This is a genomic window from Pseudomonas sp. AE27, assembly GCF_037113495.1.
Lineage (GTDB): Bacteria > Pseudomonadota > Gammaproteobacteria > Pseudomonadales > Pseudomonadaceae > Aquipseudomonas > Aquipseudomonas palmensis.
The window spans coordinates 3,993,985-4,006,968 of record NZ_CP146966.1 but is presented as its reverse complement, the minus strand read 5'-3'; the positions used below and the strand labels follow the sequence as shown (position 1 = coordinate 4,006,968).

General features: G+C 65.9%; 11 protein-coding genes. All 11 read left to right on the top strand.

The genetic code is table 11. The features are described 5' to 3' along the window. The first annotated feature begins 5 nt into the window (after positions 1-5). A complete protein-coding gene (gene tssC / locus V9K84_RS18410) occupies positions 6-1,481 on the top strand; it encodes a type VI secretion system contractile sheath large subunit (protein WP_043860559.1) in 1,476 nt (491 codons plus the stop codon). A gap of 14 nt (positions 1,482-1,495) precedes the next feature. Then, positions 1,496-1,903: a type VI secretion system baseplate subunit TssE gene (tssE, locus tag V9K84_RS18405; RefSeq protein ID WP_088513884.1), complete on the top strand. Its 408-nt coding sequence runs from the start codon at positions 1,496-1,498 to the stop codon at positions 1,901-1,903. Between the two features lie 65 nt (positions 1,904-1,968). Beyond that, complete coding sequence (tssF, locus tag V9K84_RS18400; protein ID WP_054916573.1) at positions 1,969-3,756, top strand: type VI secretion system baseplate subunit TssF; 1,788 nt, start codon at positions 1,969-1,971, stop codon at positions 3,754-3,756. Next, complete coding sequence (gene tssG / locus V9K84_RS18395; RefSeq protein WP_043860556.1) at positions 3,720-4,727, top strand: type VI secretion system baseplate subunit TssG; 1,008 nt, start codon at positions 3,720-3,722, stop codon at positions 4,725-4,727. Before tssF ends, tssG begins: the two co-directional genes overlap by 37 nt. Before the next feature lie 6 nt (positions 4,728-4,733). Beyond that, the gene (tssH, locus tag V9K84_RS18390; protein ID WP_168186815.1) at positions 4,734-7,322 is read left to right on the top strand and encodes a type VI secretion system ATPase TssH; all 2,589 of its coding nucleotides are present in this window, start codon (positions 4,734-4,736) and stop codon (positions 7,320-7,322) included. Positions 7,323-7,332: 10 nt separating this feature from the next. After that, positions 7,333-8,850 (top strand): sigma 54-interacting transcriptional regulator, encoded by a 1,518-nt coding sequence (locus V9K84_RS18385; protein ID WP_088513882.1) that lies wholly within the window; start codon positions 7,333-7,335, stop codon positions 8,848-8,850. Positions 8,851-8,946: 96 nt separating this feature from the next. Continuing rightward, positions 8,947-9,087, top strand: coding sequence for a hypothetical protein (locus tag V9K84_RS18380; protein ID WP_043860553.1), 141 nt, complete (start codon positions 8,947-8,949; stop codon positions 9,085-9,087). 17 nt (positions 9,088-9,104) lie between these two features. Continuing rightward, a complete protein-coding gene (tagH, locus tag V9K84_RS18375) occupies positions 9,105-10,268 on the top strand; it encodes a type VI secretion system-associated FHA domain protein TagH (RefSeq protein ID WP_078481829.1) in 1,164 nt (387 codons plus the stop codon). 5 nt (positions 10,269-10,273) lie between these two features. Then, positions 10,274-10,768 (top strand): type VI secretion system lipoprotein TssJ, encoded by a 495-nt coding sequence (tssJ, locus tag V9K84_RS18370; RefSeq protein WP_043860551.1) that lies wholly within the window; start codon positions 10,274-10,276, stop codon positions 10,766-10,768. A gap of 2 nt (positions 10,769-10,770) precedes the next feature. Next, positions 10,771-12,102, top strand: a complete 1,332-nt coding sequence (gene tssK / locus V9K84_RS18365; protein WP_088513881.1) for a type VI secretion system baseplate subunit TssK — start codon at positions 10,771-10,773, stop codon at positions 12,100-12,102. 4 nt (positions 12,103-12,106) lie between these two features. Beyond that, complete coding sequence (gene icmH, locus V9K84_RS18360; protein ID WP_088513880.1) at positions 12,107-12,976, top strand: type IVB secretion system protein IcmH/DotU; 870 nt, start codon at positions 12,107-12,109, stop codon at positions 12,974-12,976. Positions 12,977-12,984: the final 8 nt, after the last annotated feature.

Below are 12,984 nucleotides of genomic sequence, written 5' to 3'. Positions count from 1 at the left end.
ACACCATGAGCACCAGCGCAGCACAGCAAACCAGCAGCACCGATGGCGAGTACAGCATTCTCGACAACATCATCGCGCAAACCCGCCTGACGCCCGACGATGAAGCCTATGACATTGCCAAGCGCGGCGTGTCGGCCTTCATCGAAGAGCTGCTCAAGCCGCACAACGACGGCGAACCGGTCAAGAAGGCCATGGTCGACCGCATGATCGCCGAGATCGATGCCAAGCTCAGCCGCCAGATGGACGCGATTCTCCACCACCCCGACTTCCAGTCGCTGGAGTCGGCCTGGCGTGGCCTGCAGTTGCTGGTCGACCGCACCAACTTTCGCGAAAACATCAAGATCGAAATTCTCAACGTCTCCAAGCAGGACCTGCTGGACGACTTCGAGGACTCGCCCGAAGTCATGCAGGCCGGTCTCTACAAGCACATCTATACCGCAGAGTACGGCCAGTTCGGTGGCCAGCCGGTGGGCGCGATCATCGCCAACTACTTCATGTCGCCCAGCTCCCCCGACGTCAAGCTGATGCAGTACGTCTCCAGCGTTGCGTGCATGTCCCATGCGCCGTTCATCGCCGCTGCCGGTCCGAAGTTCTTCGGCCTCGAAAGCTTCACCGGCCTGCCGGACCTCAAGGATCTCAAGGACCACTTCGAAGGCCCGCAGTTTGCCAAGTGGCAGAGCTTTCGCCAGTCCGAGGACGCGCGCTACATCGGCCTCACCGTGCCGCGCTTCCTGCTGCGCAACCCTTATGACCCGGAGGAAAACCCGGTCAAGTCGTTCGTCTACAAGGAAACCGTGGCCAACAGCCACGAGCACTACCTGTGGGGCAACACCGCCTATGCGTTCGGCACCAAGCTGACCGACAGCTTCGCCAAGTTCCGCTGGTGCCCGAACATCATCGGCCCGCAGAGCGGTGGCGCGGTGGAAGACCTGCCGCTGCACCACTTCGAAAGCATGGGCGAGATCGAGACCAAGATCCCCACCGAAGTGCTGGTGTCGGACCGTCGCGAGTACGAGCTGGCCGAGGAAGGCTTCATCTCCCTGACCATGCGCAAGGGCAGTGACAACGCCGCCTTCTTCTCCGCCAGTTCGGTGCAGAAACCCAAGTTCTTCGGCATCAGCGCCGAGGGCAAGGCCGCCGAGCTGAACTACAAGCTCGGTACCCAGCTGCCGTACATGATGATCGTCAACCGCCTGGCCCACTACCTCAAGGTACTGCAGCGCGAGCAGCTGGGCTCGTGGAAGGAGCGCACCGACCTGGAGCTGGAACTCAACAAGTGGATCCGCCAGTACGTGGCCGACCAGGAGAACCCGAGCGCCGAGGTGCGTGGGCGTCGTCCGCTGCGCGCGGCCCAGATCATCGTCAGCGATGTGGAAGGGGAGCCGGGCTGGTACCGGGTCAGCCTCAACGTGCGCCCGCACTTCAAGTACATGGGCGCCGACTTCACCCTGTCGCTGGTCGGCAAGCTGGATAAAGAGTAAGCGGGGGCGCGTACATGAGCGGATATGGCAGCCTTTTCGAGCGTCTGGGCGGCGAAGCCGACAAGCGTCGCGGCTGGAGCCGCGAGAGGGCTGCCATGACCTCGGTGGCGGTGCACCTGGGCAAGATGCTCAGTACCCGTGCGGGCAGCGTGCAGACGCTGCCCGATTACGGGCTGGCAGACCTCAATGACATGCGCCTGAGCCTGCATGACGCGCTGAGCCAGGCGCGTCAGGCCATCGAGCAGTTCATCGAAGCCTACGAACCGCGCCTGACCAATGTGCGCGTGGTGTCGCTGCCGCGTGATCACGATCAGCTCAAGCTGGCTTTCAGCATCGAAGGCCTGCTTGAGCTGGACGGGATCAAGCGTCAGGTCAGTTTTTCCGCGCGCCTGGAGGGCGGCGGGCAGGTGCAGGTCAACTGAGACGCGCACCGCGCTGTCGTCTCGCGAACAGGACGTTCCTGAGCATGCAAAACAGGTAACCGAGCATGTCCTTCAATCATTACTACCAGAGCGAGCTCACCGCGTTGCGCCAGCTGGGGCGACGCTTTGCCGAGCGCAGCCCGGCCCTGGCGCCGTTTCTGGGGCAGGCCGGGCGCGACCCGGACGTGGAGCGGCTGCTCGAGGGCTTTGCCTTCCTCACCGGGCGCCTGCGCCAGAAGCTCGATGACGAACTGCCCGAGCTGAGCCATTCGCTGATGCAGTTGCTGTGGCCCAACTACATGCGCCCGCTGCCGGCGTTCAGCATCCTGCAGTTCGACCCGCTGGGCCAGTCCGGCCCGCCCTTGCGGGTGGCGCGCGATACACCGGTCGAGAGCCAGCCGATCGATGAGGTGCGCTGCCGTTTTCGCACCTGCTACCCCACCGATGTCATGGCCCTGGACCTCACCGCGCTCAATTACTCGGTAAAGGGTGATGGGGCGCTGCTCAGCCTGCGCCTGGAGATGAGCTGCGACGGGCATGTCGGCGAGCTGGAACTGAGCCGCCTGCGCCTGCACCTGGCAGGCGAGCGCTATATCAGCCAGATGCTCTACCTGTGCCTGCTGCGCAACGTGGAAGGCATCGAGCTGGTGCCACTGGGGGGCGATGGCAAGCCGCTGGTGCGCGCCAGTGGCGAGAACGTGACAGTGCGCCTGGCTGGCAACCGTATCCAGCCGGTCGGCTTCGCCGAGGAAGAGGCGCTGATTCCCTACCCGCTGAACACCTTTCGCGGTTACCGCTACCTGCAGGAGTACTTCGCCTTCCAGGACAAGTTCCTGTTCGTCGACCTCGACGGCCTGGAGGCACTCAAGTCCCTGGGCACGGAAACCCTCAAGCAGATGCGTGGGCTGGAGATACGTTTCGACATCCGCAGGGGCGGTATCCAGCGCATGCGCCCCACGCTGGACAACGTCAAGCTGTACTGCACCCCTATCGCCAACCTGTTCCAGCACGATGCCCTGCCGATTCGCCTGGATGGCAAGCAGGACGAATACCTGCTGCTGCCCGCCGAGTACGACCTGGAGAACTGCGGGGTGTTCTCGGTGCACAGCGTGACCGGCTGGAAGCCCGGCGGCGTGGGCTACCAGGCCTATGTGCCGTTCGAGTCGTTCGAGCACGACCCCAGTTTCGACGTGCCGCAGACCAGCCCGCACTACAGCATTCGCCAGCGCTCCTCGCTGTTGCATGACGGCCTGGACACCTACCTGAGCTTCGGAATACGCGATACCCGCACCCACGAGACGCTGTCCATCGAGCTCACCTGCACCAACCAGAACCTGCCGCGCCGGCTCAAGCTGGGTGATATCGACCAGCCGTCCGAGCAGACCCCGGAGTTTCTCACCTTCCGCAACATCACCCCGGTCACGGCCAGCTACGCACCGCCCCTGAACCGGGACTTCCTGTGGAAGCTGATCAGCAACATGTCGCTCAACTACCTGTCGCTGGCCAACGTCGATGCGCTCAAGGTGATCCTGGAAACCTACGACTTGCCGCGCTACTACGACCAACATGCCGAGAAGGTCAGCAAGCGCCTGCTCGGCGGGCTCAAGTCGATCCGTCACGAGCATGTCGACCGACTGCATCGCGGCCTGCCCCTGCGCGGGCTGCGCACCGAACTGACCATCGACCCGCAAGGCTACATCGGCGAAGGCGACCTGTTCGTGTTCGCCTCGGTGCTCAACGAGTTCTTTGCCCTTTATGCCAGCCTCAACTCGTACCACGAGTTGCGGGTCAGAAGTACCCAGGGAGAGGTGTACCAATGGACACCACGTATGGGCCTGCAGCCCCTGCTTTGAGCGGGCTGAGCCACGCAATACGCGAGTACTCGCTGTTTCAGGCCGTGCTGCTGGTCATCGACCGGCTGCGCGAGTTCCATCCGCACCTGAGCGAAGAGGAACTGTACGACCAGCTGGAGTTCCAGGCCAATCCGAGCCTGGGCTTTCCGGGCAGCGACGTCGATCGCGTCGAGTTCTTCGACGACCGCGGGCAGATGCGTGCACGCCTGCGTTTCAACCTGATCGGCCTGTGCGGCGCCAGCTCGCCGCTGCCGGCGTTCTACGTGGAGCAGGCGCTGGGCGATGGCGAGGACGGCAACACGACCCGGCAGTTTCTCGACGTGTTCCACCATCGGCTACAGCGCCTGATGCTGCCCATCTGGCGCAAGTACCGTTATCGCGCACGCTTCCAGAGCGGGGCGATGGACCCATTCTCGGCGCAGCTGTTCGCCCTGATCGGGCTGGGTGGCGAGCACATTCGCGAGGCCCGCGAATTGAACTGGAAGCGCCTGTTGCCCTACCTGGGCCTGCTGAGCCTGCGCGCCCACTCGGCGGCATTGATCGAGGCGGTGCTGCGCTACTACTTCAAGCATGCGCAGCTGGTCATCGAGCAGTGCATCGAACGTCGCGTGGTCATCCTGCAGGAGCAGTGCAATCGCCTGGGGCGCGCCAACAGCCTGCTGGGCGAGGACGTGGTGCTGGGCGAGCGGGTGCGTGATCGCAACGGCAAGTTCCGCATCCACATCACCCAGCTCGACTGGCAGCGCTTTCACGAATTCCTGCCGATCGGCTTCGGCTATCAGCCGCTGTGTGCCCTGGTGCGTTTCACCCTGCGCGACCCGCTGGACTACGACATCCGCCTGGTGCTGCGCCAGGAAGAGATTCGCGAGCTGCGTATCGGCCAGGACAACGCCTGCCGTCTGGGATGGACGAGTTGGCTCGGTCACGAACGCGCCGATGGCGTGGTGACCCTGGGAAGCAAAATTCATTAAGGACCGATGGACATGATCACCGTAGACCTGCAACAACTCATCCAGGCGCTGGACGCCGACACCCGTCGTGACCTGGAGCGCTGCGCCGAACGTTGCGTGGCACGTGGCGGCAGCAGGATCCTGGTCGAGGACCTGCTGCTGGAATTGCTCGATTGCCCCGAAGGCCTTCTTGAACGGGCCTTGCACGACGCCGACGTGGCGCCGGGCGAACTGCGCGCCACCCTGCAGGTGCAGCTTGAACACAGCGCTTCGCGCAACCCGGTGTTCGCCCCCGAACTGGTGCAGTGGCTGCAGGATGCGCTGCTGGTGGCCAACCTCGAACTGGGCAGCAGCCAGGTCGAACAGGCTGCGCTGATCCTGGCGCTGCTGCGCAACCCCGTGCGCTATGCCGGCAGCCATTACCAGCCGTTGCTGGCCCGCCTGAACATCGAGCGCCTCAAGGGTTTCGCCCTGGCGTCCCGGCCGGTTGCAGCGCAGGGTGCCGCGGGCGGGCAGGGCGAGTCGATGCTGCAGCGCTTTACCCACAACCTCACGCAGCAGGCCCGCGACGGCCGACTCGACCCGGTACTGTGCCGCGATCAAGCGCTGCGCCAGATGATCGACATCCTTGCCCGGCGGCGCAAGAACAACCCCATCGTGGTGGGCGAGGCCGGTGTGGGCAAGACCGCCATCGTCGAGGGCCTGGCGCTGCGCATTGCCGCCGCCGAAGTGCCGTCGGCACTGCGCGGGGTAGAGCTGCTGGCGCTGGACATGGGCCTGCTGCAGGCCGGCGCCAGCGTCAAGGGCGAGTTCGAGCGACGCCTCAAGGGCGTGATCGACGAGGTCAAGGCCGCGCCCCGACCGGTCATCCTGTTTATCGATGAAGCCCACACCCTGATCGGTGCGGGCGGCAACGCCGGCGGTTCGGATGCGGCCAACCTGCTCAAGCCTGCACTGGCGCGGGGCGAGCTGCGCACCATCGCCGCCACCACCTGGAGCGAGTACAAGAAGTACTTCGAGAAGGACCCGGCCCTGGCCCGGCGCTTTCAGCCGGTACAACTGCACGAGCCGACAGCGGACGAGGCGGTGACCATCCTGCGCGGCCTGGCCCAGGTGTATGAGAAGAGTCACGGTATCTACCTGCGCGATGATGCGGTGGTGGCGGCGGCGCACATGTCGGCGCGCTACCTGGCCGGGCGACAGTTGCCGGACAAGGCGGTCGATGTGCTCGACACCGCCTGTGCCCGGGTGCGCATCAGCCTGGCCGCCGCGCCGCAACGCCTGGAACGCCTGCGTGCCTCGCTGGCCGAGGGCGAGCGGCAGGTGCAGGCGCAGCAGCGCGACGCCGAAGCCGGTGTGGCCATAGACCAAGAGGCGCTGCACCTGTTGCAGGCGCAACTGCGCAGCGACCAGGCCGACCAGCAGGCCGTGCAGGTGCGCTGGGAACAGCAGCGCGCGCTGGCCGAGCAGGTGCTGGACCTGCGCCGGCAGTTGGCCGAAGCCCGCGAGCAGGGCAATGCACGGGATGACGTGGCCGTACTGCAGGCCAGCCTGGAGACCACCCGCAGCCTGCTGGAAGCGGCGCAGGCCGAAGAGCGCCTGGTCAGCTTCGAAGTGTGCCCGCGCCTGGTGGCCGAAGTGATCAGTGCCTGGACCGGCGTGCCGCTGGAGCAACTGGCCCGCGAGCACAACGCCAGGATCATGCGCTTTGCCGAAGACCTGCGTGCGCGTATCCGTGGTCAGGAGCAGGCCGTGCAGGCACTGGACCGGTCGATGCGGGCCAACGCCGCCGGCCTGGCAAAGCCCGATGCGCCGGTCGGGGTGTTCCTGCTGGTGGGGCCCAGTGGCGTGGGCAAGACCGAAACGGCCCTGGCCCTGGCCGACCTGCTGTATGGCGGCGAGCGCTTCATCACCACCATCAACATGTCCGAGTTCCAGGAGAAGCACACCGTGTCGCGGCTGATCGGCGCGCCGCCCGGTTACGTCGGGTATGGCGAGGGCGGCATGCTCACCGAGGCGGTGCGCCAGAAGCCCTATTCCGTGGTGCTGCTGGATGAGGTCGAGAAGGCCGACCCGGACGTGCTGAACCTGTTCTACCAGATCTTCGACAAGGGCGTGGCCAACGACGGCGAGGGGCGCGAAATCGACTTTCGCAACACCCTGATCCTGATGACCTCCAACCTGGCCAGCGAGCAGATCGCGAGCCTTTGCCAAGGCGCCGAACGGCCCTCTGCCGAGCAGCTGGAACAGGCCATACGGCCCGCCTTGAGCAGGCATTTCAAACCGGCCTTGCTGGCGCGCATGCGTGTGGTGCCGTATTACCCGGTGAGCGGCCCGGTGCTGCGCGAGCTGGTCGAGATCAAGTTGCAGCGCTTTGGCCAGCGGCTGCTGCGCCGGCAACTGGGTTTCACCTATGCCCCGGCGCTGGTCGAGCACCTGGCCGAGCGTTGCACCCAGGGCGATAGCGGCGCGCGGCTGATCGACCACCTGCTCGACCTGCACCTGATGCCGCAGGTGGCTGACCGGCTGCTGGCAGCGATGGCGGCCGGGGAGTCGTTGCAGCAGGTGCATGCCACGCTCGATGGCGATACGGGCGTGAGGTGCGAGTTTGCCTGAGGTGGGGGTGATGTTCACCCACGTGCCGCAGCCCTTGCGCTATGCCGAAGCCCTGTTGACGCACTTCGCCAGCCTGTCGCGTACGGGCCGGGAACCCGCGCTGCAGGAGCGCTTCGTGCAGGCGGTGGCCGAGCTCAGCGGTTGCGAGCTCAGTCAGCTGTACCTGCTCGATGCCACCCACACTTCGCTGAGCCTTGCCGCCGAATGGCTGGGCGGGGCCTTGCAGCCGCGTGCTGCCGCCAGCGTGCCGGTGGATTACAACGGCGAGCAACTGCTGCAGTTCGCGCTGTGCCAGAACCGTTCGGTAAGCCTTGCCGACCTGCCCGCCAGCCTGCTCGACACCAGTTTCCTGCCGGTGCTGCACAGCCCCTGGCAGTCGCTGCTGTGCGTACCGCTGCTCAACCCGCAGCAGGCCATCGCCGGCCTGCTGCTGTGTGCCAGCCGTACCAGCGTCGACCTGGGCGGCTTTGCCCAGTCGCTGGGACAGCTGGGGGCGTTCGTGCTGGTGCAAATGGAGTTGCTGCAACGCCTGCACCAGCCCGAGGCGGCGCCGGCGCCGCTGCCCGCCACGCGCGCAGGCGCCACCGACTACGGGCTGATCGGCAACAGCGCCGCGATGCGCCAGGCCTACCAGCTGATCAGCAAGGTGCTGCACAGCCCCTACACCGTCCTGCTGCTGGGCGAGACCGGCACCGGCAAGGAGGTCGTGGCCCGGGCGATTCACGACTACGGCCCGCGCGGTACCCGGCCGTTCGTGGTGCAGAACTGTGCGGCCCTGCCGGAGAACCTGCTGGAGAGTGAACTGTTCGGTTATCGCCGGGGCGCCTTCACCGGCGCATTGCGCGACCGCCCTGGCCTGTTCGATGCCGCCCACGGCGGCACCCTGCTGCTCGACGAGATCGGCGACATGCCGCTGTCGCTGCAGGCCAAGCTGCTGCGCGTGCTGCAGGAGGGCGAGATCCGCCCGCTGGGTTCCAACGACACCCACACCATCGATGTGCGCATCATCGCCGCCACCCACCGCGACCTGGCGGTGCTGGTCAGCGAAGGGCGCTTTCGCGAAGACCTGTACTACCGCCTGGCGCAGTTCCCCATCGAGTTGCCGGCCCTGCGTCAGCGCGGCGGCGATGTGCCAGTGCTGGCCCGGCATTTCTCTGCCAAGGCCTGCGAGTTTCTGGGGCGCAAGCCCCTGCAGTGGTCGCCGGCGGCACTGGCCTACCTCGACGGGCTCGCCTGGCCGGGCAACGTGCGTGAACTCAAGGGCCTGGTGGAGCGCGCGGTGTTGCTGTGCGACGGCGAGTGCCTGCTGCCTGAGCATGTTGCCCCGGCCAGCGAAGTACCGTCGGGGGACAGCGGGCTGAACCTGCGCGACCGCCTTGAAAACGTGGAGCGCCACTGGCTGCTCGACTGCCTGCGCAAGAACGCCGGCAACCAGACCCTGGCCGCACGCGAGCTGGGCCTGCCGCGGCGCACCCTGCTGTACCGCCTGGGGCGGCTGAACATCAACCTTGGCGAGTTCGAAGGTTGAGCGGCCATGGCGAGCGATGCTGCATTTTCCCTTACAACCGTGCGCTGCCCCCGGCGGGCGGCGCCCCGTGCAATGCCCACCGATGGAGATCTGCAAATGTCTGTTCGTCAATGGCCCGCCTTGCTGCTGGCGCTGATCGTGCTCAGCGGCCTGGGCGGCTGTAGCGGCAATTACAAATTCAACGACGACACCTATCGCCCGCTGGGCGATCCGCAGGCAGCCAACCGCGGCAAGTGAGTGCAAGGAGCATCAACATGGAACTGGTTCTTGAAACGCAGGGACGCAGCAAGACCTTCACCCGTGCAGGCGGCGTGATCGGGCGCGACGAGGCGTGCGACTGGGTCATCAGCGACCCGCAGCGGCATGTTTCCAAGCGACATGCGCTGGTCACCTGTCAGGAGGGCGTGTTCTTCCTCACCGACATCAGCAGCAACGGCACCCGCGACGGACGCAGCGGTGCGCAGTTGCGCAAGGGGCAGGCGCAGCGAATCGAGCAGGACAGCGTGTACCTGCTGGGCGGTTTCGAGGTGCGCGCGCGCCTGGTCACCCGCACCGCAGCCGATGTCGAGGTCGGCCTGCCCAGCGCCGCGGGCAGCATCATCCCTGACGACGCCTTTCTTGAGCTGGACCCGTTCCATGCCCTCGACCAGCAGGACGTCGAACCTTCGCCCCTCGACGCACTGAGTGCACTCGACACGGTTGCACCGGTGGCCCGCCAGCGCCCCGACTACGCGCGCATAGACATGGAAAGCCTGCTGGTACCCAACCTGGTGGCGCAGCCCGAACCCGACGACGAACCACAGGCGCCGCCGGCACCTGCATGTAACGAACGGTTCTGGGCAGCCTTTGGTACCGCCCTCGGGGTCGATCTGGGCGGGCTCGACCCTGGCGCCCGTGAAGCCCTGGCGATCAAGGCGGCCGGCCTGCTCAAGCAGAGCATCGGCGGCGTGCAGCAAAGCCTGCGCACCCGCAGCGAACTGAAGAACGAGTTGCGCCTGGCCCTGACCACCTCCCACCGCGCCAGCCACAACCCGTTGAAGTCGAGCGCCGATGCCGGCCAGGCGCTGGGCCTGTTGCTGCACCCGGCCGCGCCCGGCCAGCTCCCTGCGAGCCAGGCACTGACCCAGGCCTACCGCGACCTGCAGGCGCATCAGGTGGCGATGCTGACGGCCTGTCGCGCTGCGCTGCAGGGTGTGCTTGAGCACTTTTCGCCACGCCAGCTGGGCCTGCAGTTCGAGCGCGGCCGGGCACCGCTGCTGCGGACTGCCGGCAGCCAGTGGCGCGCCTACGTGCGCTACCACCAGGCCCTTGGCCAGGACGATGAATGGAGCGAGCGCCTGCTGGCGCGCGACTTCGCCCAGGCCTACGCCGAACAGGTTCGCCTGATCGGCACCCTTCACACCGACGCTCAAGGATGATCCCCATGCTGCGCTGCAAGACCTTTCTCTCCACCGGCCTGATGGCGCTGGCGCTGTTGCTGGCCGGTTGCTCCGCGCTGTCGCCGTACTCGGAACTGACCAAGCTGCAACTGACCCTCGACGCCGGTGACCAGCTCAACCCGGACCTCAATGGCCGGCCCTCGCCGATCGTGGTGCGCCTGTTCGAACTCAAGCACCCGGTGGCCTTCGAGCATGCCGACTTCTTCAGCCTGTACGAGCGGGCCAAGGAATCCCTGGCGCCAGACCTGGTGGTCAGCGAAGAGCTGGAGCTGCGCCCCGGTGAGCACGTGACGCTGCGCCTGAGCGTGGAACCTGGCAGCCGCTACGTCGGCGTGCTGGCGGCCTACCGCGACCTGGAGCAGACCCAGTGGCGCTACGTGGTCCAGATCACCCCGCAGGCACTCAACAGCGCCAGCCTGACGCTGGACCAGGCCGGCATTCGCAACAGCAACGCCACACTGGCCCGGACGGAAAACTGATCATGCATGTGCACAAAGTCATCTGGCAGGAAGGCATGCTGCTGCGTCCGCAGCACTTCCAGCACAACGATCGCTACTACGACTACCAGATGAAAACCCGCACCCAGCTGCTGGGCAGCTACAACTGGGGTTTTCTCAGCCTGGAGATCGACCAGCAGTTCCTGAGCATGGGCAAGCTGGTGGTCAGCCAGGCCAGCGGCGTGCTGCCCGACGGCAGCCTGTTCGAGCTCAGCAGCAACATCGAGCCGCTGGCCCTGGACATACCGCCCAACACCGGCAACACGCCGGTGTACCTGGCACTGCCGCTGGTGACTGGCAACCACATCGAGACCCGGCGACTGGAGCAGTCCGATGTGCTGGCGCGCTACATCGCCTACGAGACCCCGGTCAGCGACTCCAACGCCGGTGACGACATCAACAGCGACATCAGCTGTGCACGGCCGGACTTTCGCCTGCTGCTGGGCGAGCAGCAGGGCGATCAAGCCTACGTCAAGCTCAAGCTGTGCGCCGTGCTCGACACCACCCCGGACGGCGTGATCAGCCTGGACCCCGAGTTCGTGCCGACCTTCATCCACACCCACGCTTCAAGCTACCTGCTGTCGTGCCTCAAGGAGGTGATCAGCATGTTCGGCCACCGTGGCGACACCATTGCCGAGCGCATCCGTTCCAACGGCAAGGTCGGCGGCGCGGAGGTGGGCGACTTCATGATGCTGCAACTGATCAATCGCACCGAACTGCTGCTGCGTCACTACCTGGGCCTGGACCAGCTGCACCCCGAGGAGCTGTACCGCACCCTGCTGACCATGCTGGGGGACCTGGCGACCTTTGCCAGCGACACCAAGCGCCCGCGTACCGACAGCCGTTATCAGCACAGCGACCAGGGCGCGAGCTTTCGCCGGCTGATGGACGGCATACGCGAGGTGCTGTCGATGGTGCTGGAACAGCACGCCATCGAACTGGACCTGCAAACCCGCCAGTACGGCATCCTGGTGGCCGCCGTGCACGACCAGACGCTGCTCGCCTCGGCCTCGTTCGTACTGGCCGCCAGCGCCAACTGCGACAGCGAGACCCTGCGCACGCGCCTGCCCTCGCACCTCAAGGTCGGCCCGGTGGAACGTATCCGGCAACTGGTCAACCTGCACCTGCCTGGCATCAAGGTGGTGCCGTTGCCGGTGGCGCCGCGGCAGATCCCGTTCCATTCCAACAAGACCTACTTCCTGCTCGAATTCAACGCCGAAGACCAGGCCCTGCTGGAGCGCTCCGGTGGTTTTGCCTTCCACGTCTCGGGCGAGTTCGCCGAGCTCGAACTGAAATTCTGGGCCATCAGGAACTGACCGCATGCACAAGGACATCGAACACCGTCAGGACGACAAGACCGTGCTGGTGGACCGCCAGGGCCAGGCGCCCAGGCAGGTTCCGCTGACCGATGGGTTGGCCACGCCGCGCCTGGAGCAACTGGAAGACCGGATGATCTACTCGGCTCGCCTGGGCCCGGCCGAGGCCATCAACATCAGCCTCAACACCCTGGTGGCAGCCGCCTCGGACCTGCTCTCGCACGTGGTGCGGCTCAAGCACAGCGACAGCCGCGAAGACCTCGACGCCCTCAACCAGACACTCAACCATGGCATCAAGCTGTTCGAGGCCCATGCGCTGCACAACGGCGCCGAGCCCAGCCAGGTGATGACCGCGCGCTACGTGCTGTGCTCGGTGCTCGACGAGGCCGTGGTCACCACCTCCTGGGGCAACGAGAGCGAGTGGGCGCAGATGAGCCTGCTCAGCACCTTTCACAACGAGACCTTCGGTGGCGAGAAGTTCTTCCAGCTGCTCGATCGTCTGTCGAAGAACCCGGTCAAGCACCTGCCGATGCTGGAGCTCATGTACCTGTGCCTGTCGCTGGGGTTCGAGGGCAAGTACCGCGTGATGGTGCGCGGCATGCTCGAACTCGAAGGGATTCGCGACGCCTTGTTCCGCCAGGTGCGGCAACTGCGCGGGGATGCCCCGCGCGAACTTTCGCCGCAGTGGGAAGGGCTCAACGACCAGCGTCGCAGCCTGGTGCGGGTGGTGCCGTGGTGGATGGTCACGCTGTTCGCGCTGATCTGCCTGGTGGTGATGTATTCGGGGTTCGCCTGGGTGTTGGGCGAGCAGCGCGAGGCCGTGCTGCAACCTTTTCAGCAGCTTGACCCGGAAACGGTCCAGGCGCAGCAGTAGAACAGGGA

Excerpts from the sequence above, each read along its gene's own strand:
- tssF (WP_054916573.1), top strand. The coding sequence starts at position 1,969 with ATGTCCTTCAATCATTACTACCAGAGCGAGCTCACCGCGTTGCGCCAG.
- tssG (WP_043860556.1), top strand. The coding sequence starts at position 3,720 with ATGGACACCACGTATGGGCCTGCAGCCCCTGCTTTGAGCGGGCTGAGC.
- tssJ (WP_043860551.1), top strand. The coding sequence starts at position 10,274 with ATGCTGCGCTGCAAGACCTTTCTCTCCACCGGCCTGATGGCGCTGGCG.
- tssH (WP_168186815.1), top strand. The coding sequence starts at position 4,734 with ATGGACATGATCACCGTAGACCTGCAACAACTCATCCAGGCGCTGGAC.
- tssK (WP_088513881.1), top strand. The coding sequence starts at position 10,771 with ATGCATGTGCACAAAGTCATCTGGCAGGAAGGCATGCTGCTGCGTCCG.
- tssE (WP_088513884.1), top strand. The coding sequence starts at position 1,496 with ATGAGCGGATATGGCAGCCTTTTCGAGCGTCTGGGCGGCGAAGCCGAC.
- V9K84_RS18385 (WP_088513882.1), top strand. The coding sequence starts at position 7,333 with ATGTTCACCCACGTGCCGCAGCCCTTGCGCTATGCCGAAGCCCTGTTG.
- tssC (WP_043860559.1), top strand. The coding sequence starts at position 6 with ATGAGCACCAGCGCAGCACAGCAAACCAGCAGCACCGATGGCGAGTAC.
- icmH (WP_088513880.1), top strand. The coding sequence starts at position 12,107 with ATGCACAAGGACATCGAACACCGTCAGGACGACAAGACCGTGCTGGTG.
- V9K84_RS18380 (WP_043860553.1), top strand. The coding sequence starts at position 8,947 with ATGTCTGTTCGTCAATGGCCCGCCTTGCTGCTGGCGCTGATCGTGCTC.
- tagH (WP_078481829.1), top strand. The coding sequence starts at position 9,105 with ATGGAACTGGTTCTTGAAACGCAGGGACGCAGCAAGACCTTCACCCGT.